Annotated in this window: 22 protein-coding genes and 1 riboswitch; of the genes, 11 read left to right on the plus strand and 11 right to left on the minus strand. The window is 60.2% G+C overall.

Translation table 11 applies throughout. From position 1 onward, the window contains the following. Both BFW87_RS16180 and BFW87_RS16185 read right to left on the minus strand, forming a co-directional pair. Positions 1 to 205, minus strand: a 205-nt coding sequence (locus BFW87_RS16180) for a malate:quinone oxidoreductase (protein WP_176159759.1), incomplete at its 3' end; no start/stop codon positions are given. Positions 206 to 935: 730 nt separating this feature from the next. Beyond that, the gene (locus tag BFW87_RS16185) at positions 936 to 1,169 is read right to left on the minus strand and encodes a hypothetical protein (protein WP_078740766.1); all 234 of its coding nucleotides are present in this window, start codon (positions 1,167 to 1,169) and stop codon (positions 936 to 938) included. A gap of 182 nt (positions 1,170 to 1,351) precedes the next feature. On the opposite strand from BFW87_RS16185, the gene BFW87_RS16190 reads away from it, so the two are divergent. Further along, positions 1,352 to 1,936 (plus strand): YajG family lipoprotein, encoded by a 585-nt coding sequence (locus tag BFW87_RS16190; protein ID WP_078740767.1) that lies wholly within the window; start codon positions 1,352 to 1,354, stop codon positions 1,934 to 1,936. 60 nt (positions 1,937 to 1,996) lie between these two features. On the opposite strand, the gene BFW87_RS16195 is transcribed toward BFW87_RS16190, so the two are convergent. Continuing rightward, positions 1,997 to 2,206 (minus strand): hypothetical protein, encoded by a 210-nt coding sequence (locus tag BFW87_RS16195; protein WP_078740768.1) that lies wholly within the window; start codon positions 2,204 to 2,206, stop codon positions 1,997 to 1,999. A 183-nt stretch (positions 2,207 to 2,389) separates the two neighbouring features. Here BFW87_RS16195 and BFW87_RS16200 point away from each other — a divergent pair, with 183 nt between their 5' ends. Beyond that, positions 2,390 to 2,647, plus strand: a complete 258-nt coding sequence (locus BFW87_RS16200) for a hypothetical protein (RefSeq protein ID WP_078740769.1) — start codon at positions 2,390 to 2,392, stop codon at positions 2,645 to 2,647. A gap of 122 nt (positions 2,648 to 2,769) precedes the next feature. Here BFW87_RS16200 and BFW87_RS16205 read toward each other — a convergent pair whose 3' ends face one another. Then, positions 2,770 to 3,933, minus strand: a complete 1,164-nt coding sequence (locus BFW87_RS16205; protein ID WP_176159760.1) for a 1-acyl-sn-glycerol-3-phosphate acyltransferase — start codon at positions 3,931 to 3,933, stop codon at positions 2,770 to 2,772. A gap of 130 nt (positions 3,934 to 4,063) precedes the next feature. On the opposite strand from BFW87_RS16205, the gene BFW87_RS16210 reads away from it, so the two are divergent. The 4 genes from BFW87_RS16210 to BFW87_RS16225 all read left to right on the plus strand — a co-directional run bounded on the left by BFW87_RS16210 (position 4,064) and on the right by BFW87_RS16225 (position 6,251). Continuing rightward, positions 4,064 to 4,246: a CPXCG motif-containing cysteine-rich protein gene (locus tag BFW87_RS16210; protein ID WP_078740771.1), complete on the plus strand. Its 183-nt coding sequence runs from the start codon at positions 4,064 to 4,066 to the stop codon at positions 4,244 to 4,246. An 11-nt stretch (positions 4,247 to 4,257) separates the two neighbouring features. Beyond that, positions 4,258 to 4,518 (plus strand): putative signal transducing protein, encoded by a 261-nt coding sequence (locus tag BFW87_RS16215; RefSeq protein ID WP_078740772.1) that lies wholly within the window; start codon positions 4,258 to 4,260, stop codon positions 4,516 to 4,518. Between the two features lie 36 nt (positions 4,519 to 4,554). Next, complete coding sequence (locus BFW87_RS16220) at positions 4,555 to 5,175, plus strand: SOS response-associated peptidase (RefSeq protein WP_078740773.1); 621 nt, start codon at positions 4,555 to 4,557, stop codon at positions 5,173 to 5,175. A gap of 257 nt (positions 5,176 to 5,432) precedes the next feature. Continuing rightward, positions 5,433 to 6,251 (plus strand): M48 family metallopeptidase, encoded by an 819-nt coding sequence (locus BFW87_RS16225; protein WP_078740774.1) that lies wholly within the window; start codon positions 5,433 to 5,435, stop codon positions 6,249 to 6,251. A gap of 128 nt (positions 6,252 to 6,379) precedes the next feature. Here BFW87_RS16225 and BFW87_RS16230 read toward each other — a convergent pair whose 3' ends face one another. The 3 genes from BFW87_RS16230 to BFW87_RS16240 all read right to left on the minus strand — a co-directional run bounded on the left by BFW87_RS16230 (position 6,380) and on the right by BFW87_RS16240 (position 9,219). Then, on the minus strand, positions 6,380 to 6,964 hold the full coding sequence (locus BFW87_RS16230; RefSeq protein WP_016974259.1) for a TMEM165/GDT1 family protein: 585 nt from the start codon (positions 6,962 to 6,964) through the stop codon (positions 6,380 to 6,382). 88 nt (positions 6,965 to 7,052) lie between these two features. Beyond that, a riboswitch (yybP-ykoY riboswitch) is annotated at positions 7,053 to 7,174 on the minus strand. 50 nt (positions 7,175 to 7,224) lie between these two features. Next, positions 7,225 to 8,223: a class I SAM-dependent methyltransferase gene (locus BFW87_RS16235; RefSeq protein ID WP_078740775.1), complete on the minus strand. Its 999-nt coding sequence runs from the start codon at positions 8,221 to 8,223 to the stop codon at positions 7,225 to 7,227. 30 nt (positions 8,224 to 8,253) lie between these two features. Next, positions 8,254 to 9,219 (minus strand): 2-hydroxyacid dehydrogenase, encoded by a 966-nt coding sequence (locus tag BFW87_RS16240; RefSeq protein ID WP_078740776.1) that lies wholly within the window; start codon positions 9,217 to 9,219, stop codon positions 8,254 to 8,256. Positions 9,220 to 9,303: 84 nt separating this feature from the next. Here BFW87_RS16240 and BFW87_RS16245 point away from each other — a divergent pair, with 84 nt between their 5' ends. The 5 genes from BFW87_RS16245 to BFW87_RS16265 all read left to right on the plus strand — a co-directional run bounded on the left by BFW87_RS16245 (position 9,304) and on the right by BFW87_RS16265 (position 18,493). Beyond that, the gene (locus tag BFW87_RS16245; protein ID WP_078740777.1) at positions 9,304 to 9,936 is read left to right on the plus strand and encodes a LysE family translocator; all 633 of its coding nucleotides are present in this window, start codon (positions 9,304 to 9,306) and stop codon (positions 9,934 to 9,936) included. A gap of 289 nt (positions 9,937 to 10,225) precedes the next feature. Then, positions 10,226 to 11,908 (plus strand): fatty acid--CoA ligase, encoded by a 1,683-nt coding sequence (locus BFW87_RS16250; RefSeq protein WP_078740778.1) that lies wholly within the window; start codon positions 10,226 to 10,228, stop codon positions 11,906 to 11,908. 331 nt (positions 11,909 to 12,239) lie between these two features. Next, positions 12,240 to 14,099 carry a DUF1302 domain-containing protein gene (locus BFW87_RS16255; protein ID WP_078740779.1) on the plus strand — a complete coding sequence of 620 codons (1,860 nt, stop codon included), beginning with the start codon at positions 12,240 to 12,242 and terminating at the stop codon, positions 14,097 to 14,099. 43 nt (positions 14,100 to 14,142) lie between these two features. Next, positions 14,143 to 15,507 (plus strand): DUF1329 domain-containing protein, encoded by a 1,365-nt coding sequence (locus BFW87_RS16260; protein ID WP_078740780.1) that lies wholly within the window; start codon positions 14,143 to 14,145, stop codon positions 15,505 to 15,507. Positions 15,508 to 15,763: 256 nt separating this feature from the next. After that, positions 15,764 to 18,493: a LuxR C-terminal-related transcriptional regulator gene (locus tag BFW87_RS16265; RefSeq protein ID WP_078740781.1), complete on the plus strand. Its 2,730-nt coding sequence runs from the start codon at positions 15,764 to 15,766 to the stop codon at positions 18,491 to 18,493. A gap of 346 nt (positions 18,494 to 18,839) precedes the next feature. Here the strand turns inward: BFW87_RS16265 and BFW87_RS16270 are convergent, their stop codons facing one another. Genes BFW87_RS16270 through BFW87_RS16285 form a run of 4 tightly spaced genes read right to left on the minus strand, consistent with a single transcriptional unit; the run spans position 18,840 to position 22,279 of the window. Further along, the gene (locus BFW87_RS16270) at positions 18,840 to 19,403 is read right to left on the minus strand and encodes a PqiC family protein (protein ID WP_078740782.1); all 564 of its coding nucleotides are present in this window, start codon (positions 19,401 to 19,403) and stop codon (positions 18,840 to 18,842) included. A 14-nt stretch (positions 19,404 to 19,417) separates the two neighbouring features. Next, entirely contained in the window at positions 19,418 to 21,067 is a 1,650-nt protein-coding gene (locus tag BFW87_RS16275) for a PqiB family protein (protein WP_078740783.1), read from the minus strand. Continuing rightward, the gene (locus BFW87_RS16280; protein WP_078740784.1) at positions 21,048 to 21,692 is read right to left on the minus strand and encodes a paraquat-inducible protein A; all 645 of its coding nucleotides are present in this window, start codon (positions 21,690 to 21,692) and stop codon (positions 21,048 to 21,050) included. The genes BFW87_RS16275 and BFW87_RS16280 overlap by 20 nt, the downstream gene beginning before the upstream one ends. After that, on the minus strand, positions 21,689 to 22,279 hold the full coding sequence (locus tag BFW87_RS16285; RefSeq protein WP_078740785.1) for a paraquat-inducible protein A: 591 nt from the start codon (positions 22,277 to 22,279) through the stop codon (positions 21,689 to 21,691). Before BFW87_RS16285 ends, BFW87_RS16280 begins: the two co-directional genes overlap by 4 nt. Positions 22,280 to 22,374: the final 95 nt, after the last annotated feature.

The raw sequence follows: 22,374 nt of genomic DNA on the forward strand, positions 1-22,374 counted from the left end.
GCGGCGTGTAGTTCAGCTCACACAGCCCGGCGTGGCCGGTACCGGCGTTGTTCCACGGGTTGGAACTTTCCGCGGCACCCGAATCCATCAGCTCAACGACTTCCAGCTTGAGGCCGGGGTCGAGCTCTTTGAGCAATACGGCCAGGGTGGCACTCATGATGCCGGCCCCTACCAGTACTACGTCGACTGCTTCGTTATGCGCCATTTAACGCGTCTCCAAAATCTGCAGCACCAAATTGACGGCATGGCTGCCAGGAGTGACGGGGCGGTTCACGTGTTGCCCCAGGTTACCCATGGCCAGGATCGCCATGTCCGATTCTTCGCAATTTTTTTGCAACTTCAGCGCACGCTTCCTGCCGGGCTAACCTGCCTATGAACGCATTCATGGGCGCCTGTGGCAATTCGACTTATGGTCAAAGCGTGCAATTCGTGCAACCAAATCCGTAGCGGACAGGTTTCAAGCTCCGGTTTTTGAGGCCTGCTCGGTCCTGTGTGGTTGGGCTGTTCCAGACGCTGATGGTGCTTGTACAAACGCCAAACTATTCATTTGCTCGCCACACTCTTGTGAAGTTGTGAAAACCCGTTTTTTCACGCTCTTTTGAAGACGTGAACCTCAAAAAAGGGCTGCCCCAGCCTGGCACCTGGCCCGAAGTCCTTGCCGACACGCGGCAATACGGGCAAACAACTCAAGTGGCCGAGCGCAATGGCAGCTCTGGCAGATTCGGTAAAGAGGGAGGGTTTGCAAGGAAAACAGCAAGCACGCCAGCTTCACTCGATCTGTGTGGGCGGCTCTCTGTGGGCGATTTGGGGGCTAATGCCTGAGCATTAACGATGTTGCGAGGCCCGATCAGGAGACGTCCTTATAATCGGGGGGAGATTGTAGCGAAGAACGCTAGGGAAATGGGCGTGTTTTATGACTTTTATTAGTGCTTCGGTCAGGAGGCCAACGCATGCTGCGCATGCGCGTGCACAGGATGCGCGCTGACCCGGGCGCTGGCCGGCAGCGGGCGGTGCATCCAGCCCAGTCGTGTCTCGGCCACTTCTACCCAGCCTTCACCGACGGGCGGCAGGCTGCACTGCTTGAAAGCCAGGCAATAGCCATGACTATCGAGCAAGGCATAGTGGCGCAGGCGGGCGTTTGGCAGGAACAGCGATTTGAGCAGGCGCATGGCTTTGTACCGGTTGCGTTACATGCTTGAAGGTTGCCAGTGTGCCATGACATTGGAATGACGGATTTATGTGAAATTGTAATTCACGCAGGCCTTCAGCCCCCGTTCAGGATCGCTGGTGGGTGGTGCGTCTGCACCGTTATACTGGCCGCCTGTTTGCACCTAGTCCTGGAGAAATGAGTATGTTGCAACGCCTGTTGTTCGGTTTGATCACTGTGACCAGTTTGACCCTGGTTGGCTGCGCCAACAGCCCGCAACAACTCAGCCCGCAACCAAAAATCACCACGCAGTTGGCCCCGGTCGGCCACGGCCAGCCGGTGTCGGTGCGTGTGGTCGATGGTCGTCCGTCGCCAACCCTGGGTTCGCGTGGTGGCCTGTACCCGGAGACCGCGTTGATTTCCGTCACGGGCCAGGACGTACTGCCCAAGCTGCAGGCCCAGGCTGAAGCCGCCGTCCGCCTGCTGGGTTTCACTCCGGCCAATTCGCCGGGCGCACCTCAGTTGACCATCACCTTGGCCGAGCTAAAGTACCAGTCGCCTAAAGAAGGCCTGTATGTGACCGAAGCCTCCATCGGCGCGACCTTCAAGTCTGACGTCAGTGCCGGCACCCGTCGTTACAGTGGTCGCTATGGCGCTTCCCTGAACCAGCGCTTTGGCATGTCGCCAAATGAAGAGACCAACACCAAGCTGGTCAGCGATGTACTGAGTGACGCACTGACCCGCTTGTTCAAAGACCCAAGCATCGGCCAACTGCTCAGCTCGCAGTAACCGTCAGCCAACAAAAAACCGGGCTCAGCGATGAGCCCGGTTTTTTTGTGCCTGCAACCTTCATGCAGCCGTTTCGACATAAAAGTCCAGCACACTCACGCCAGTGAGCAGGTCCACCTCCGGCAGGTCGGCATGCGGGTGCCCGCCGAGGGCGCAGTACACCAGCCAGTGGCGGTCCTGGACGTTGAAGGCCAAGGCGCCGACCAGCGCCTCTTGCTCATCGTTTGGGGTGATCAGGTACAGCCGGTCCTGGTTTTGTGCGTGCAGCATGACAAGTTCCCGAGCGTTCGAAGGGCAACAGAGTGGCCTGTTAAGGTGACGTTCAGGTGACGCTGTAAATTACTGGATACATTAACCGTACATGGGGGACGGAGCATTTCAGGCGCAGGACGCCACTATCATTCAGGTTTGTATCTGAATTGATACCAAGACACTGATCGACCGAGGTTTGCGATGGCGCTGCCCGCACTGCTCATTAACGTTGTGGCTTTATTGGTGGCCTGCCCGGGTGCAGCGCTGCTGTTCATTACTCGCCTGCGCGAACAACGCGCGATGGCCGACCTGACCGCACAGAGCGAAGATCGCGCGATCGACCAACCGATGTTGTTTCTGGATGTGCGCACCGAACGGGCGCATCGTCTGGCTTACCGCGTGGGGTTTGCCTGCCTTGTGTTGGCGCTGGCCGCGTCCTGGCTAAGCACCCACCTGTAGGAACAACCCAAAACAAATGTGGGAGCGGGCTTGCCCGCGATGAAGGAGTGTCAGCACCGGATTTGCCGACTGACACACCACAATCGCGGGCAAACCCGCTCCCACATTTTTTTGACCGCTTGTTACAGGGGGATCCCGGCCTTTACCCGATATTGATTGCGCACCGGCGTCGCATACTGCACCACCAGAAACGGCCGATGTTCAGCCGGGCACTCATTCAAGCGACGCTCCCACTCCGCTTTGGCCTTCGCTAACTCATCCGCCGGGAACACTTCAGCCGCCGTCGGCACTTGCAACTGCGGGTCAGCATCAGCCCATTGCGCGTAGGCCAGGTAATGCACCGGGAATAAACGGTAACCGCCGAGAATCTGCCGGTCCATTTCAATGGCCAGCAGCTTGGTGTCCTCGAAACGCTCGGTGATCGGCGGTGCAAAGTTCACGTGCACGCGGCCCTTGTAGCCGGTAATTCCGAGGGCGATGCTCACGTCGTCTTCGCCCGGAGCTTTGCTGTAGGTGCCGGTAGTGGCGCGGATGTACAGTTCGCGCGCCTTGGCCGAATCGCACGGGTCGTACTCGTAGCTGATCGACACCGGCGTCAGGTTCAGCGACTGGATCACCTCGGCAAACGGCTCCTCCTTGCGGCTGACGTGGAACATCTTGAGGATCGCCGACTCGGTCCGGTCATCGCCATCTTTGGCGCGGCCTTCGGCCTGGGCGATCCAGATCGACTGGCAGTCGTTGCGGATCGAATGGTTGATGTAGGCCGACAGCAGGTTGAACGCCGCCATCTTCTCCTTTCGCCCAGTGATTGAGCGGTGCACGATGAAGCTCTTGTTCAGGCGCATGAGGTCGCTGACAAACGGCTTTTGCAGCAGGTTGTCGCCGATGGCAATGCGCGGCGTCGGCAGGCCGGCGTGGTACACGGCGTAGTTGACGAAGGCCGGGTCCATTACGATGTCGCGGTGGTTGGCGAGGAACAGGTAGGCGGTGCCGGATTTGAGTTGCTCGACGCCGGTGTAGGTCACGCCGTCGGTTGCCCGGTCGATGGTGTGGTCGACGTAGTATTCGACTTTGTCTTGCAGCGTGGCCACGGTGGTGACGCCGGCGAACTCACGGCGCAGCCTGCGGGCGATCATGGGCTTGAGCAGCCAGCCCAGAGCGCCGGCAAAGCGCGGGAAGCGAAAGTGGGTCAGGATGTCCAGAAAGGCCTTGTCACTGAACAGACGTGCCAGCACTGCCGGGACTTCGCTGTCGTTGTAAGGTCGGATGGTATCGAATTCGCCCATCATGCTCTCTTGTTAGAAACGGCTAGGGTAAGTAAAGGAACATCAGGGTGCGGCCGCAATTGTGGCGCTGCCGAGAATAGCCCTGTAAATAGACCGGCGATTATACGCACAAGTCACCTGGGAGACCGCGATGCTGGAAACTGCGACGTACGATTGTCCTTATTGTGGTGAAGAAGTTGAAACAACCGTGGATTTGTCCGGTGGTGATCAGGTTTATATAGAAGACTGCCAGGTATGTTGCCGACCGATCATTTTCAATCTGCAGGTCCACGGTGACGAGTGGATGCTTGAAACCCGTAGCGAAAACGAATAACAGGTACGCCCATGCAGCGAATCTACGAACCGGAAAACCTGATGGAAGGCGAGCTGCTGCAACACATGCTCGCCAGCGAGGGCATCGACGCGCACCTGGTGGGCCGCCATTTGCTCGGCGGCACCGGTGAATTGCCGATTTTCGGGTTGCTGGGGCTGGAAGTGGATAACGACCGTGCCGCCTACGCCCGCGAGCTGATTCTGGCTTACATCGGCGCGCAGCCGCTGCCCGGTGATGAACCCGACAGCTTGCCCGACGTGTTGGTCTGTTAGGCTGTCGGTCGGTTTACCCAAGAGTCGTGTTACCCCATGTGTGGACGTTATGCCCTGTTTCGCTGGAACCCTACGTTTGCTGCCTTGCCGGGCTTCCCGGCTGATCAGCAGGCCCAGTGGAACATCTCCCCCAATGATTCCGTGCTGATCCAGCGCCTGAGCGAAGGCCAGCGCAGCCTGGCCCGCGCCCGTTGGGGCCTGACGCCGCCCTGGCTGACCGACATGTCCCGCACACCCGCCCACGCCCGCGCCGAAACCCTGGCCGAGCAACCGATGTTTCGCGAAGCGTTCCGCCAGCGTCGTTGCCTGCTGCCTGCCAATGGTTTTTACGAATGGCGCGGCACTCAGCGCAAACGCCCGTATTGGCTGACGCCGGGGGAGGGCTCCACGCTGTTTTTTGCGGCGATCTGGGAAGCGTATCCGGTGCAGGAGCAAGTGTGGCTGAGCACGGCAGTGGTGACTCAGGCCGCGCAAAGCCAGCGGCGGCCGTTGATTCTGGATGCGGCGGGGCAAGAGGCTTGGTTGAATCCGGAGACGCCGTTGCATCAATTGCAGGCATTGCTGGCCGCTGAGCCTGTGGCGTTGCGCGAGCGGGTGCTGGCCAATATGGTCAATGATCCCAAGCTCAACGGCCCCGAATGCCTGACGCCGGGTTAAGTCAGTGATTTTGCGGTTGAATTGATGGGCGCCATCGCAGGCAAGCCAGCTCCCACATTCAGAATTGTGAATACAGTCAATGTGGGAGCTGGCTTGCCTGCGATAGCGGTCGCCTGTCCTGAACTGGCTGATCAACCGCTGCTGTGTGGGATGTATCTGAAACCAGGCGGTTAAACGTCTGTTGTATCTGGCGCCGATACAAATGACCGCCTACGATACGCGCCATGTTTTCACGGCGTGTATTCAGGGAGAGCTTCATGAAGAAGTCATTGGCGGTAAGTGGCTTGGTTGCAGCGATGCTGCTGGCGGGCTGCCAGTCGGTTAACACTACCAGCGGCGGCGCGGTGGGGGTCGAGCGCAAGCAGTACATGTTCAGCATGCTGTCGAGCCAGGAAGTCGACCAGATGTATGCCCAGTCTTATCAACAGACACTGGGAGAGGCGAGCGGCAAAGGCATGCTGGACAAGACCAGCGCCAACGCCAAGCGCGTACAGGCAATAGCCAATCGCCTGATCGCCCAGGCCCCGACTTTCCGCCCCGATGCGGCGCAGTGGAAGTGGGAAGTGAACTTGATCAAAAGTGACGAGATGAACGCCAACTGCGGGCCTGGCGGCAAGATTTTCGTGTACAGCGCGTTGATCGATAACCTCAAGCTCACCGATGACGAGCTGGCGGCGGTGATGGGCCATGAAATCGCCCACGCCTTGCGCGAGCACGGGCGTGAAGCGATGTCCAAGGCTTACGGCATCCAGATGGCCAAGCAGGGCGCCGGTGCGCTGTTCGGTCTCGGTCAGGACAGCATGGCGCTGGCCGATACCGTGGCCAACTACGGCATGACCTTGCCGAACAGCCGCGCCAACGAAAACGAAGCCGACCTGATCGGCCTGGAGCTGTCGGCCCGTGCCGGTTACAACCCGAACGCAGCCATTACCTTGTGGAACAAGATGGCCAAGGCTTCGGAAGGTGCACCGCCGGAGTTCATGAGCACGCATCCGGCCTCCGACAGCCGAATTGCTTCGTTGCAGGCGGCGATTCCGAAGGTGATGCCGCTGTATCAGCAGGCCAAAAAATCCTGAGTTGATTGATCGTTCCCACGCGCAGCAAAGGAATGCATCCTGTGACGCTCCGCGTCACGCTGTTAAGAGCGGACGCAGAGCGTCCAGAGCGGCATTCCCACGCAGAGCGTGGGAACGATCATCGCGGTTTAGATCCACCCGCTGCTCTGCATGGCCTTGTACACCGCCACCACCGCCAGCACGAAAAACGCCGTCGCCGCCAGCCGGCGAATCAGGGTCAACGGCAGCTTCTCGGCTGCAAAATTCCCCGCCAGAACCACCGGCACGTTGGCAATCAGCATGCCCAGCGTGGTGCCGATAATCACCAGCCACAGCTCCGGATACTGCGCCGCCAGCATCACCGTGGCGATCTGCGTCTTGTCACCGATTTCCGCGAGGAAGAACGCGATCAGCGTGGTCAGGAATGGCCCGAACTTGCGCGTGGTACTGGCTTCGTCGTCGTCGAGTTTGTCCGGCACCAGAGTCCACAACGCCGTGGCGCAGAAGCTCGCTGCGAGGATCCAGTGCAACACCGCATCCGAGAAGAAACTTCCGAACCAGGCCCCCACGGCACCGGCCGCCGCATGGTTGGCCAGGGTCGCGGCGACGATGCCGGCGATGATCGGCCAGGGTTTGCGAAAGCGTGCGGCAAGGATGAGCGCGAGCAGTTGCGTCTTGTCGCCGATTTCGGCCAAGGCAACGATTGCGGTAGGAACGAGTAATGAATCCAGCATCAGGTAAGCTTCCAGGGGCGGGTCGACACGGCTATGACACGTACAGCCTTCCCGCCCCGGGTAAGGTGTTCGTGTCATAGGTCTTGTCAAACCCCGGTCCGTCTGTGCGGACTCCTGGGTCGCATACGCCATGGCCTGTTGACCAAGTATGTTGACGTATGCCGGACGAGCATGGCGCTCGTGGGAGACTACTCCCCTAGGACGGAGCGGATTCTGCCTAGGCAAAACCCATTCGGCAAGCCTTCTTTTTCAAACGCCCGTCAGCCGCGCTTGGCACGATAAATGCGAAAACCATTGCCTTCGGCCTTGATTGCACACACGCCCAAGTGCTCTTCAATTAACGGTTGGTATTTGAGGAAGCTGTTGGCAACCAAGCGAAGTTCGCCGCCTTTTGCCAAGTGTTTCGCCGCTTTTCGCAGCAAGTTCTCGGTGGCGAAATAATCGGTGTGCACCCCGACATGGAATGGCGGGTTGCTCAAAATCGCGTTCAAACCCATCGGCGCAGCGTCGATGCCATCACCGGTCAGCACCTCGGCTTCCAGGCTATTGGCAGCCAGGGTCAGGCGACTGCTGGCAGCGGCAAACGCATCCACGTCGAGCATCGTCACGGTGTTGTGCGGGTAGCGACGTTTGACCGCAGCGCCCAACACGCCTGCACCGCAACCGAAGTCCAGCAAGTGACCGCTCGGCAGCTTATCCAAATGTTCCAGCAGCAACTCGGTGCCGCGATCCAGGCGACCATGGCTGAACACGCCCGGCAAACTCACCACCTTGAGCGGGCCTTCTGCCAACGGCACTTCGAAGACCTGAGCCAGGCTCTCCAGCGCCACCGCTTGCGGGGCATTGGCCACCGTGACCTGCCACAGCTGGCAGTGCCGCGCGTTATCGAGCTTGCGCGGCTTGCCAAAGGGGATCATCTGCTTGGCGGCGCTTTCGATACCGCCTTTTTTCTCGCCGACCAGAAACAGCTCGGCGCCGGGCAGGCGCGCGGCCACGGCGTTGAGCAGGTAGTCGGTGAGGTCCTTGGACTTGGGCAGAAAGATCACCGCCGCATCGAACGCGCGCTCGGGCACATTCACGCCGAACAGGCTGCGCTCGGGGAAGCGCGCATCCAGCGCAGCCTGGTCGCCGGCATGCCAGCTCCAGCCGTGGGCATTGGGCAGGCGGCCGAGCAAATCATCGGCGGGCAGGCCGACCAGCAGCACGTTGCCTTGAAAAAGTTCGGCCTGACGAAGCAGTACTTCACTGCGCGGATCCATGGTCTGCTCCTTGAAAAGGGGCGCAGTTTATCAACTGACGACGCGCAGCGGGGCGCCGCTGAAAAAGCCCCGAGCGTTTTCGGCCAGTTGGCCGACGATGCGCTGACGCGCTTCGCGGCTGCCCCAGGCGTTGTGCGGCGTGACGATCAGGCGCGGAATGTCGCCGGCCAGCAGCGGGTTGCCATTTACCGGCGGTTCCACGCTCAGCACGTCGGTCGCCGCGCCGCCCAAGTGGCCGCTGCGCAATGCGTCCGCCAAGGCTTGCTCGTTGATCAAACCACCGCGTGCGGTGTTGACGACAAACGCGCCGGGCTTGAGCAACGCCAGTTCACGAGCGCCGATAAAGTCGCGGGTATGCTCGTTGAGCGGGCAATGCAAGGTCAGTGCGTCGACCTGCGAGAGCAGTTCATCCAGCGGCACGCGGTCGGCGCGGGCAGGGCGCCCGGGAATTGCGCCGAGCAGCACGCGCATGCCAAACGCTTCGGCCAGGCGCGCCACGGCGCCGCCCAGTTCGCCATGGCCGAGCAGGCCGAGGGTTTTGCCTTCCAGTTCGACAATCGGGTAATCCAGCAGGCAAAACTGTTTGGCCTGTTGCCATTTGCCCGCGTTGACATCCTGTTGATAGTCCTTCAACCGCGTCGCCAGATTGAGCAACAGCATGATCGTGTGCTGCGCCACTGAAGGCGTGCCGTAACCGTGACAGTTGCTCACGCTGATGCCGTGGGCACGCGCGGCAGCGAGGTCGACGTTATTGGTGCCTGTGGCCGACACCAGAATCAGCTTGAGTTCCGGGCAGGCCGCCAGGGTTTCAGTGTTGAGTGCAATCTTGTTGCTGATGACCACCTGAACGCCTTGCAGACGCTCGACCACATTCTGCGGCGTGGTATCTGAAAACAGCTCGAGTTCGCTGAAGCTGTTTCGCAGCTCGCTGAGGTCGAGGTCCCCCAGGTCCAGGGACGGGTGATCAAGGAAGACGGCGCGGCGATTGTTCATCATCAACTGTACCTTTTGCGACAGGGTTCGAAGGCGTAATCTCCGGAGCCTATCAGATGAAATAATCAGTTACTTAATGGAGTGAGCATGTACGCCGCCGAGTTTTTGACCGTAGCCTTGATTCACTTGTTGGCGGTGGCCAGCCCCGGCCCGGATTTCGCCGTGGTGGTGCGTGAAAGCGTGACCCATGGCCGCCGCGCCGGGACCTGGACGGCGCTGGGCGTCGGCTCGGCGATTTTCCTGCACGTGGGGTATTCGCTGCTCGGGATCGGCTTGATCGTGTCCCAGTCCATCGTGCTGTTCAATGCGCTTAAATGGGCGGCAGCGGCGTACCTGCTGTACATCGGCTTCAAGGCCCTGCGCGCGCAGCCGGCCAAGCCTGCCAGTGAAGAAGACCTGCACCGTGAAGTCGGCGAGCGCACGGCGCGCGGCGCGTTCACCTCGGGCTTCGTGACCAATGGCTTGAACCCCAAGGCCACGCTGTTTTTCCTTTCGTTGTTCACCGTGGTGATCAACCCGCATACGCCACTGGCGATTCAGGCCGGTTATGGCGTGTACCTCGCGGTGGCAACGGCGTTGTGGTTCTGCCTGGTGGCGATGCTGTTCAGCCAGCAGCGCGTGCGCGCGGGGTTTGCGCGGATGGGGCATTGGTTTGACCGGACCATGGGCGCGGTGTTGATTGCGATTGGCGTGAAGCTGGCCTTCACCAGCATGAAGTAGACACAGTACAAATGTGGGAGCGGGCTTGCTGTGGCGAGGGAGCTTGCTCCCGCCCGATCGCGCAGCGGTCGCCGGCTTTTTTGGGGGCGCTTCGCACCCCAGCGCAAGCAAGCTCCCTCGCCACAGCAAGCCAGCTCCCACATTGGATCTCCATCGGGGCTGAGTACTGGCGCAAAGCTAGCATTCATTGGCCGCGACAAATCATTCCTTTGGCTGATTTGGCTGACACATAAGGTCTCTACAGTGCAGGTCTTCAAGCCAAGACCGTGCAGTCAGATAAGGGATTCGTATGTTGCAGACCCGTATTATTCCGCCCGCCGAAGGCGCGTACAGATACCCGCTGTTGATCAAACGCCTGTTGATGTCCGGGACCCGTTACGAGAAAACCCGGGAAATCGTCTACCGCGACAAGCTGCGTTACACCTACCCGACCCTGATCGAGCGCGTTGCGCGCCTGGCCAATGTATTGACCGAAGCCGGGGTCAAAGCCGGTGACACGGTGGCCGTGATGGATTGGGACAGCCACCGTTACCTGGAATGCATGTTTGCCATCCCGATGATCGGCGCGGTCATCCACACCATCAACGTGCGCCTGTCTCCGGAACAAATCCTCTACACCATGAACCACGCCGAGGACCGCTTTGTGCTGGTCAACAGCGAGTTCGTGGGGCTTTATCAGGCCATCGCCGGGCACCTGACCACGGTCGACAAGACGCTGTTGCTGACCGACGGCGAATCCAAGACCGCCGAGCTGCCGGGTCTGGTCGGCGAGTACGAAACATTACTGGCGGCCGCCAGCCCCAAGTACGACTTCCAGGACTTCGACGAAAACTCCGTCGCCACCACCTTCTACACCACCGGCACCACCGGCAACCCCAAGGGCGTGTACTTCACCCATCGCCAGCTGGTGCTGCACACCATCGGCGTGGCGACGATCATGGGCAGTGTCGACAGCGTGCGCCTGCTGGGCACCAACGACGTGTACATGCCGATCACGCCGATGTTCCACGTGCACGCCTGGGGCCTGCCGTACGTGGCGACCATGCTTGGCCTGAAACAGGTCTACCCCGGCCGTTACGACCCGGAATACCTGGTGGAGCTGTGGCGCAAGGAAAAGGTCACCTTCTCGCACTGCGTACCGACCATCCTGCAAATGGTGCTCAACGCCAAAGCCGCGCAGGGCGTGGATTTCGGCGGTTGGAAAATCGTCATCGGCGGCAGCGCGCTCAATCGCACGCTGTATGAAGCGTCCAAGGCGCGCGGGATTCAGCTGACCGCTGCGTACGGCATGTCCGAGACCGGGCCGTTGGTATCGTGTGCCCATCTCAATGAAGAATTGATGGCCGGCAGCGAAGACGAGCGCACCACATATCGCATCAAGGCTGGCGTGCCCGGGCCGTTGGTGGAAGCGGCGATTATCGACGGTGACGGCAACTTCCTGCCCGCCGACGGAGAGTCTCAGGGTGAGCTGGTGCTGCGCGCGCCATGGCTGACTGAAGGCTATTACAACGAGCCGCAGAAGGGCGCTGAGCTGTGGGAAGGCGGCTGGATGCACACCGGCGACGTGGCCACGCTGGACGCTTTCGGTGTGATCGATATTCGCGACCGCATCAAGGACGTGATCAAGACCGGCGGCGAGTGGATCTCGTCCCTGGCGTTGGAAGACCTGGTCAGCCGTCACCCGGCGGTACGCGAAGTAGCGGTGGTGGGCATCGCCGACCCGCAGTGGGGCGAGCGCCCGTTTGCGTTGCTGGTGGTCCATGATGGCCATGTGATAGGTGCCCGCGAGCTCAAGGAACACCTCAAGCCCTTCGTTGAATTGGGCCATTTGAGCAAGTGGGCGATCCCCAGCCAGATCGCCGTTGTTACTGAAATTCCCAAGACCAGCGTCGGCAAGCTCGACAAAAAACGTATCCGCGTTGACATCATTGAATGGCAAGCCAACAACAGCACCTTCCTGTCTACTCTCTGAAACCTCAAAGCGTGCCCTTTTGGGCACGCACTGCTCTATCTCGTGCCTTCACTTGTGATTTCCGGATTTTCAGCCATCCTTCCCGCGTCGACTGTCGTCGACGTGGCGAAAGGACTGTGGCAGACGGGTTGGTGATACAAATCACACTTTAGAGGGATCAAGCGATACCCCCTGCTGGCTATAGTCCCACCCAGAGTTTTTCATGGATGTTGCGTTTCGGGGCATGGGGCCCCGGTTGCGAGGCGGCATTGGAATCGTTGTATTCCGGCCGTTACAGGCATCCAGAGAAACAACTCACTGCCATAACAATAATGCACATGGAGTAGCGTCGATGACCTCAGTAAATCAGTTCTGGCGCCGGGCAAGACTGCCTTTGGCCGTCAGTCTCGCTTCTACGCTCGCCGGGCCCGCATTCGGCGTCAGTTTCAATATCGGTGAAATCGAAGGCAGCTTTGACTCCTCCCTGTCGGTGGGGTCCAGTTGGTCGACTGCCGGTCGAAACAAAGACCTGATCGGTGCCAACAACGGAGGCAGGGGCCTGTCCCAGACCTCCGATGACGGTCACCTGAACTTCGACAAGGGCGATTCCTTTTCGAAGATCTTCAAGGGTATCCATGACCTTGAGTTGAAATACGGCGACACCGGCATCTTTGTGCGTGGCAAATACTGGTACGACTTCGCGCTGCAAAACGAAGACCTGGACTTCAAGAACGTCAGCAATGACAACCGCAAAGAGGGCGCCAAGTCCTCCGGCGGGCAGATTCTCGACGCCTTCATCTACCACAACTACACCATCGCGGATCAGCCGGGTAACGTGCGGTTCGGCAAGCAGGTAGTGAGCTGGGGTGAAAGTACCTTCATTGGCGGCGGCATCAACTCGATCAACCCGATCGACGTGTCCGCGTTCCGTCGTCCGGGCGCCGAGATCAAGGAAGGCCTGATTCCGGTCAACATGTTCTACGTGTCGCAAACCCTGACCGACAACCTCTCCGCCGAGGCGTTCTATCAGCTGGAGTGGGACCAGACCGTTGTGGATAACTGCGGTACGTTCTTCTCCCAGCCGGATGTGATTGCAGACGGTTGCGGCGATAACCTGCGCGTGTTGAACAAGCGTTCCACGATTCCCGGTGCGGCCTTGCCAACTCTTAACGCCCTGGGCGTGGATATAAACAACGAAGGCGTACTTGTGCGTCGTGGCGGCGACCGTGATGCACGGGACAGCGGCCAGTTCGGCGTTGCCATGCACTACAACTTCGAACCGCTGGATACTGAATTCGGCGCCTACTTCATGAACTACCACAGCCGCGCACCGATTTTCAGTGCGACCGGTGCGCCCGCCTCGGCGTACACACGTCCGCTGGGGCCGCTGGGAGCGTTGCGTCCGTTGATCGTGGCGGGCAGCTCGCGGTACTTCGTCGAATACCCTGAAGACATCCGCCTGTACGGTTTGAGCTTCTCTACCACGTTGCCTACCGGCACCGCGTGGAGTGGCGAGCTGAGCTATCGCCCGAATGCGCCGGTGCAATTGAGCACCACGGACATTCTGTATGCGGGTGTGACGCCGATTCCGGGCTTTGGTAACGCATCGGTGCTCAAGGGCACACCGGGCCAGGACCTGCACGGCTATAACCGTAAGGAAGTGACCCAATTCCAGACCACGTTCACGCACTTCTTCGACCAGGTGATGGGCGCTACCCGCCTGACCACCGTGGGTGAAATCGGCGTGACCCACGTGGGTGGCCTCGAGAGTAAAAACACCGCACGTTATGGCCGCGATCCGGTCTTCGGTCCCGGCACACTGCCTGGCGGTTTCTGCAACGCACTCAACAACTCCACCGCCACCGGCGCGGGCTTGCCGAACGCTGCTGGCCTGAACACCAATTGCAACAATGACGGCTACACGACGGCGACATCCTGGGGCTACCGCGCCCGGGCCATCTGGGAATACCCGGATGTGTTTGCCGGTGTGAACCTCAAGCCTAGCGTGGCCTGGTCCCACGACGTCAAAGGTTACTCGCCAGGCCCTGGCGCCAACTTTGAAGAAGGTCGCAAGGCCGTCAGCCTGGGTGTGGATGCCGAGTACCAGAACACCTACACCGTCGGCCTGAACTACACGAACTTCTTTGGTGGCAAGTTCAGCACCGTGGATGACCGTGACTTCATTGCCTTGAGCGCTGGCGTGAACTTCTAAGACTGTCTTTTTCAGATGCATGCATTTCAGGAAGAACCAGAACATGAAAATAACTAAAAGTCTGTTGCATGTGGGTGTGCTCGGGCTGTCGATCCTGGCGAGCAACGTCATGGCGGCAGTCTCGGCGGATGAAGCCGCCAAGCTGGGTACGACCCTGACGCCGATGGGCGCTGAAATGGCCGGTAACGCGGCAGGTACCATCCCGAAATGGTCACCACTGCCTACTAACGCCGGCGCCGTGGATGCCCGTGGTTTCCTCGCCAACCCTTACGCAAGCGAGCAACCGCAGTTCACCATCACTGCGCAGAACGTCGAGCAGTACAAAGACAAGCTGGCGCCGGGTCAGTACGCGATGTTCAAGCGTTACCCGGATACCTTCAAAATGCCGGTCTACCCGAGCCATCGCGGCGCAACTGTGCCGGCAGATGTGTTTGCCGCCATCAAGAAGAACGCCACCACCACCAACTTGGTGTCGGGCGGCAACGGCCTGGAAAACTTTGAAACCGCCGTGCCGTTCCCGATTCCGAAAACCGGCGTGGAAGTGATCTGGAACCACATCACCCGTTATCGCGGTGGCAGCGTGACCCGTCTGGTGACCCAGGCCACGCCGCAAACCAACGGCTCGTTCAGCCTGGTGTACTTCAAAGACCAGTTCGTGTTCCGCGACAAGATGAAGGACTTCGACCCGAAAAACCCGGGCAACGTGCTGTTCTACTTCAAGCAGCAAGTAACCGCGCCAGCCCGTCTGGCCGGTGGTGTGCTGCTGGTACACGAAACCCTGGACCAGGTTAAAGAGCCGCGTTCGGCGTGGGTCTACAACGCCGGCCAGCGCCGTGTGCGCCGGGCGCCGCAAGTGTCCTATGACGGCCCGGGTACCGCCGCCGATGGCCTGCGTACCTCCGACAACCTCGACATGTACAACGGTGCGCCGGACCGCTACGACTGGAAGCTGGAAGGCAAAAAAGAAATCTACATCGCCTCCAACAGCTACAAGGTCGACGACCCGAAGCTCAAGTACGCCGACATCATCAAGGCCGGCCACATCAACCAGGACCTCGCACGTTATGAGTTGCGTCGCGTCTGGCACGTGGTGGCGACCCTGAAGGAAGGCCAGCGCCACATCTACGCCAAGCGTGACTTCTTCATTGACGAAGACACCTGGCAAGCGGCCGTGATCGACCACTACGACGGTCGTGGCCAACTGTGGCGCGTCGCCGAGGCCCACGCCGAGAACTACTACGACAAACAAGTGCCGTGGTACGCCCTCGAAACCCTCTACGACCTGCAGTCCGGCCGCTACCTGGCACTGGGCATGAAGAACGAAGAGAAGCAGGCGTATGACTTCGGCTTCACCGCCACCACCGCCGACTTCTCGCCTGCGGCCTTGCGTCAGGATGGTGTTCGCTAAGCTTTACGCATAAACCCCATGTGGGAGGCGGTCAGTGTGGGAGCTGGCTTGCCTGCGATAGCCTCACCTCGGTATGTCTGACAGACCGAGGTGACAGCATCGCGGGCAAGCCCGGCTCCCACACGGGCAACCTCCCACATTTTTTGTCGCAGTTCTTTTTCAGGCAAATGTTGCAAAGATCTACAATCCCGCCGCTTTTACCGCTAGTCTGCGGACATCTGCAATGCCGACAATAGCCTTCTACAAGAGCCCGGCGATGACTGATCTGTCCCGAATCCAAGGGCCTGCCAGCGCGGTTATTCCAACACTGGAAGCACGCTTCTACAGGCCACCGCTGCCCGACGGCTACGTGCTGCGCCCGCGCCTGTGCGAGCGGCTGAGCGCTGGCCTGGACGGGCGATTGCTGCTGGTCAGCGCACCGGCGGGGTTTGGCAAAAGTTCGTTGGCGGTGGAGTTCTGCCAGAGTTTGCCAGCCCATTGGCACAGCCTGTGGCTGGGCCTGAGCCCACGGGATAACGACCCGGGGCGTTTCCTCGAGCGCCTGCTCGACGGCTTGCAACACTACTTCCCGCAACTCGGTGCCCAATCCCTGGGTTTGCTGAAAATGCGCCAACGCCATCAGCCTTTTGCCTTCGAAGAATGGCTCGATGGCTTGCTCGATGAACTGGCTGAGCACCTTTCTACACGTGCACCTTTATTGCTGGTGCTGGACGACTACCACCTCGCCCAAGGCCCGGTGCTGGATCGCTGCCTGCAATTTTTCCTCAATCATTTGCCCGACGGCCTGGTGGTGTTGGTCACCAGCCGCCAGCGCCCGGACTGGCATCTGGCGCGGTTGCGCCTGTCTCGTCACTTGCTGGAGTTGCACGAACAAGACCTGCGGCTGACTCACGATGAATCCCTGGCTGTGCTGGACCGGCACAGCAACTCATTGCGCGGCGAGGCGCTGGATAACTTGATCCGGCGCAGTGAAGGCTGGGTGGCTGGCCTGCGTTTTTGGCTGCTGGCGCTCTCCGAAGCCGGCAATGAAGGCGCCTTGCCGCAACACCTGCACGGTGGCGAAGGGCTGATTCGCGATTACCTGCTCGAAGAAGTGATCGACTGTCTGCCCGTAGAAGTTCAAGCGTTTTTATACGACACGGCGCCTCAAGACCGTTTTTGCAGCGAGCTGTGTGACGCCGTGCGCGATGCTCACGACAGCGCGGAAATCCTGCGTTACCTGCAGGCCCATCAAGTTTTTCTGGTGCCGCTGGACGAAAGCGGCCACTGGTTTCGTTACCACCATCTGTTCTCCGACTTGCTGCGCACCCGCCGGGCGAGCAGTGCAACCTTGCCGATCGCCAGCCTGCACCTGCGCGCTTGCCGCTGGTTCAACGCCCAGGGCTTGATCGATGAAGCGGTAGAACAAGCGTTACGCGCGGGCCATCTGGATGTGGCGGCGAATCTGGTCCAGAACCTTTCAGAGGAGCAACTGCTTGCCGAGCAGAATGTCGGCATGTTGCTGCGCTGGAAGATGGACTTGCCCGACAGTCTGCTGATCAGCACGCCGCGCTTGATTGTGCTCTACAGTTGGGCCCTGGGCCTGGCCTGCCAGCTGGATGCGGCGGAAGAACTCTCCGGTTACCTGAGCCGCTTCCTGCCGGCGCCGTCGGCCACTGCGCAAAAATCGATGTTGGCCCAATGGCTGGCGTTGAGCGGGATAATCGCCCGGGGCCGTGGCGATCGTGAATTGACCCAGCGTTATTGCAGCGAGGCGTTGGAAAGCCTGCCGCACAAGCGCTACGGCCAGCGCCTGATGTGCCTGTCGACCCTGTCCAACCTGGCGATTGTCGACGCCGACCTGTGGCGCGCCCGCGGCCTGAATCGCGAATCCCTGGAGCTGGCGCAGCGCGTCGGTAATCCATTGTTCGAGGCGTTGGCCCATTACGACCGTGCACGCGTTCTGCAAGCGCGGGGCGAAATTCTGCGTTCACTGGATGAAGTACGCCAAGGGCTGCAGCGCCTGCAGGGCTTGGCGCCTCAACGGCTGTACGCCGTGCGCGCGCGGTTATCGCTCTACGAGGGTTTTTTGCTGTTGGTGCGCTGTCAGCCGGAAGCCGGGCTGGCTCGCTTGCGCGCCGGGCTGACCGAAGCGCGCGCCTGCCGCGACATCAGCGTGTTGATCGGGCATTGCGTGATTGCCAACTTCGAAGGGCGGCGCAACGACTTTCCCAAGGCCTTCGCCGAGCTCGCCGAGGCCGAGCGTTTGATGCACATCTGGGACGTGCCGCCGATCTACTATCTGGCGATGATCACGTTGATCAAATGCGAGCTGTGGCTGGCCCAGGGCCGCACTGACCTGGCCGACGCCTGGCTGAAGCGGCTGGGGCAAACCTACAACGGCGAACACGCCGCGGCTGCGCCGGAGTTTCATCCACATCTGCCGCAACACATTGGGCTGCAGCAAGCTGCGCTGGATGCCACTCGCCATCAGCCTGACGCCGCCTTGCAACGCCTCCAGGTACTGGCGCAACAGGCGCACAGCAGCGGGCGTCAGATGATTGCATTGATGGCCCTAACCCAGCAGACGTATTTACTGCTTGAGTGCGGCCAGGAAGTGAAGGCCCGGCCAGTCTTTGCCCAAGCCCTGGAGGCTGGCGCCGGTGGCGCGCTGCAACCTTTCCAGCGCCTGCTGGAAAACTACCCGGACTGGATGCGTGAGCAACTGGGCAAAGACCCGCATGGCTTGCTCAATCAAAGCCTGCTGGCGCTGTTGCCGGCGGTCGCTGGCACCCCGGCGTCATCCAGCCACGAAACCCTCAGTGCCCGCGAACTGGCGGTGCTGCAACTGATCGCCCAAGGCTGTTCCAACCAGGAAATCAGCAATCAGTTGTTCATTTCGCTGCACACGGTGAAAACCCACGCCAGCCATATCAACAGCAAGCTGGGCGTGGAACGCCGCACCCAGGCAGTGGCGCGCGCCAAGTCGATGGGCTTGCTGGCCTGATAATCGGCCGCTCCCCTGTGGGAGCTGGGCTGCCTGCGATGGCCATAGGTATCTACACAACTTTAACTCTACGCATAAACCCGAGCAGATAGGGCTGTTGTGGCGAGCGGGCTTGTCCCGCGTTGGGCTGCGTAGCAGCCCCAAAGGGAAGAATGCGGTGGGTCAGGTACTCCAGCGCGTCCGGTTTTAGGGCCGCTTCGCACCCCAACGCGGGACAAGCCCGCTCGCCACAGGAAAATTCGGTAGCCCCTGAAAGTTGTGTAGATACCTATGCTGCGACGGCATCAACTCTGCATGCCTGATGTACCCAGGTATCTGTATCACAGGCAAGCCAGCTCCCACCGGTTTACTGCGGCGCAGTCGGGCACGTTTTTAGCGACGTGTCGGCGGTTTTGCTGATCAGGGCGGCGAAGCGCTTGAGGTTGTTCTGATGCGCCACTACCAGGTCGTCAATGCTCGTGCCCGCCGGCGTTTGCAAGGTGGTGCGGCAGGTCAGTGGTTGAGCATCACCGCCAGTGGTTGGCCGCAGGCGCCAGCGCACGTCGAGCAGTGCGTATTGGCCCGGCACCGAGTCGAATCGCTGCACTTCAACGCGCAACGATAAGGGCTGCCGGGAATGACTGTTGGCCAGTTGATCCACCAGCGCACTTTTCAGCTCATCGGCCAAGGTTGCGGCCCACCACTGGGTTTCAAGAATCGCCACGCCACTGTCCCCTTGGCGAATCACGATCTGTGCACGGTCAACCTGGGGCGGCACGCTGATGCTTTCAATGCGGATATCGCCGGCCTGTGCCTGAGTGCTGTTATTCCAGTGCACCGGGGTGAGGGTGTGGAAGGCAATCGGTTCACTGCGACACGCCGCAAGCAGCACCAGCGCGGTGACCAAGGTGATCTTCAACGGAAATCTCATGGCTGCTCCAATGCTCATTTGCGGGGTGGTCCTTGCAGGTCCGTCGGTGCGGCGTTGTCGGGGCGACCGCGAATCAGCGACTCCGGATGCCGGCCCAGGTAGTCCGACAACTCGCGCAAGGAGCGCGACATGCGCGCCAGCTCATCCAGCGTCTGGGTCAGTTGTTCTCGCTGCGGCGAGTCCTCGGCCAGGGTCGAGTTGGCTGACTGCAACGTCTTGCTCACGTCACCCAGGGTGCTTTGTACGCCGGGCAAGGTCTTGGCGTTGAATTGGTTGAGCCCTTTACGCAACTCGACGAGGCTGCCGTCAAGGTTGCCGGCGATGCGCTCGATCGGCAGTTGGTTGAGCTTGTTAACGATGCCTTCGAGTTTTTCCTGCAATTGTTCCAGGTTGCCGGGAATCGTCGGAATGCTGACCGGGCGCAGGCTCGGGTCAAACGCGACTTTTTCGGCTTTGGGGAAGAAATCCAGGGCAATGTACAGCTGGCCGGTCAGCAAGCTGCCGCTGCGGGCTTGGGCGCGCAGGCCGTTTTCGATAAACGTGCCGATCAAGCGAACGCCGCCCGCTTCATCGTTGGGATCGTGGTTGGTGGCCTTGAGCAGCTTGGTGTTCGCCTCCCCGAGCAGCTGTGGATAAATCACGATGCCGACGTTGATCGGAAAGCTGCGCTTCTTGGCGTCGAAATCCAGGTTGATCGACACGACCTTGCCGAATTCGACGCCGAGGAATTCAACGGGCGCACCGACCTTCAGACCGCGCAGCGCCTGATCAAAGCGCAAGCTCATGTACTGGCCTCGGCCATTCGGCGGGGCGAGGGCGTTCTGCTGGTCGTCGAACAGCTCGTAGGTGTGATCTTCGGCGGCCGGTTTATCGTTTGGGCTGTAGGGCGGCGCCTGGAAAGCGATGCCGCCGGCCAGCATCGAAGACAAGGACTCCGTTTTCAGCGCGAAACCATTGGCGCCGACGCTCAGATCAATGCCGCTGGCGTTCCAGAATCGCGTGTTTTCGGTGACATACACATCGTTCGGCGCATGCACGAAGACCTCGACTTTCAAGCCTTTGCCATCATCATCCAGCTCGTAGGCCACGACCTGGCCGACCTGGATTTTGCGGTAATACACCGGCGAGCCGATATCCAGCGAGCCCAGGTTCTGGGTATGCAGGGTGAAACGTTTGCCCGGCTCGCCATAGGTGATGGGCGGCGGGTTTTCCAGGCCTTTGAACTGTTTGGCGCGGGTGTCGGACTGGCCGATATCGGCACCGATGTAGTCGCCGGACAGCAGGGTGTCGATGCCCGAAACGCCGCCCGCACCGATGCGCGGGCGCACGACCCAGAACTTCGAATCTTCACGGGTGAAGCTTTCCGCCTGCTTGGCCAGTTTGATGGTGGCGTTGACGCTTTTCTGGTCGTCACTCAAGGCCACGTCGGAGACTTGACCGATCACCACGTTGCGGTATTTGACCTCGGTTTTGTTGGCGACCAGGCCGCTGCCGGTCTTGAAATTGAGGACGATGGTCGGGCCCTGTTGCAGCACGCTGTGCACCACCAGCGAAATACCCACCAGCACCGCGACAATCGGCACGATCCACACCAGTGACACGCTGAAGCGCCGCGTCTTGATTTCAGGTGAGCCGGCAGGGGTGTCAGCGTTGTGTGAACTCATCCGAGATCTCCTTGTTGTGTGGGTTTTCCCAGATCAGGCGAGGGTCAAAACTCATGGCGGCGAGCATCGTAAACACCACCACCAGGCCAAAAAACAAAATACCCAGGCGCGGCTCGATGGTGCCCAACGCCTGGAATTTGACCAGTGCGGCCACCAGTGCAACCACGATCACATCGAGCATTGACCAGTAGCCGATCAGCTCCACAAACCGAAACAGTTTCGAACGCTCCTTTCGCGCCCAAAGGCTGTTGCGTTGCACGGTGACCAGTAACAGCGTGAGTGACACGAATTTAATACCGGGCACTGCAATACTTGCGATGAAAATGATCAGTGCAATGTCCCAGGCGCCATGCTGCCAGAACTCCAGCACGCCGCTCATGATGGTGCTGTCGGCGCCTGAGCCGAGCATCGTGGTGTTCATCACCGGCAATAAATTGGCCGGAATATAAAAGGCGAGGGCCGTGAGCATGTAGGCCCAGGTGCGCGTCAGGGACTTCACCTTGCGCCGGTGCAGAGGCGCGCCGCAACGGTCGCATTCGGTGGGCTCGGCGGTCATGTCGCAGGGTTGGCCGCACGCATGGCACAGGCACAGGTTCAGCTCGCGGGCGGTGGGTGGCGTGTTCATACGCTATCCCACAGGTCGCGTACATCGCGCCCGGCAATGCGGATCAGCAACAGGGCGAGGGCGGCGAGGGCGAACAGCCCGGTGCCGGGGATCACGTCAAGCATGCCGGCCAGCTTGAACACCGCGACCATCGCGCCTAACAGGCAGACTTCGAGCATGCTCCAGGGCCTGAGTGCTTCCAGCCAGCGCATGCACAGTTTGAACGCCGGTGAGCGCCTGCCGGTCAGGGCGTAACTCAATACCCAGATCAGCAACAGCAGTTGGAACACCGGCGCGATGATGATGGAAATCGCCGCCACCAACGCAATAAAAGTGATCGGTCCCAGGCTTAGCGCAACCACCGAATCCCACAGGGTCGCGCTGTTTTTCAGGCCTTGCAGGCTGATGCTCATCACCGGGTAAAAATTGGCAAAGGTCCACAACACCGCCGCCGTGATGGTCAGCGCTAGGCGCTGTTGCACTGACAAGCCGTTGTAGCGCTGTATGACCCCTGCGCAGCGTGTGCACAGGGCCTTTTGATGTTTGGCGAGCGTGACTTTTTCATACACGCGGTCGCAGTGTTCGCAGATGATCCGTTGATTCGCCATAAATCTTGCTCCAGGCGCGACGCGCTACGGACTTGGATGGCTGCGGGTTCAATGGCGCTTGAATAGCTTAGCAGTTGATGTGATCCCTTCCGAAG

Origin of the sequence: Pseudomonas fluorescens, assembly GCF_002022275.1 — a bacterium.
In the GTDB taxonomy this organism is placed as follows: Bacteria; Pseudomonadota; Gammaproteobacteria; order Pseudomonadales; family Pseudomonadaceae; genus Aquipseudomonas; species Aquipseudomonas fluorescens_AJ.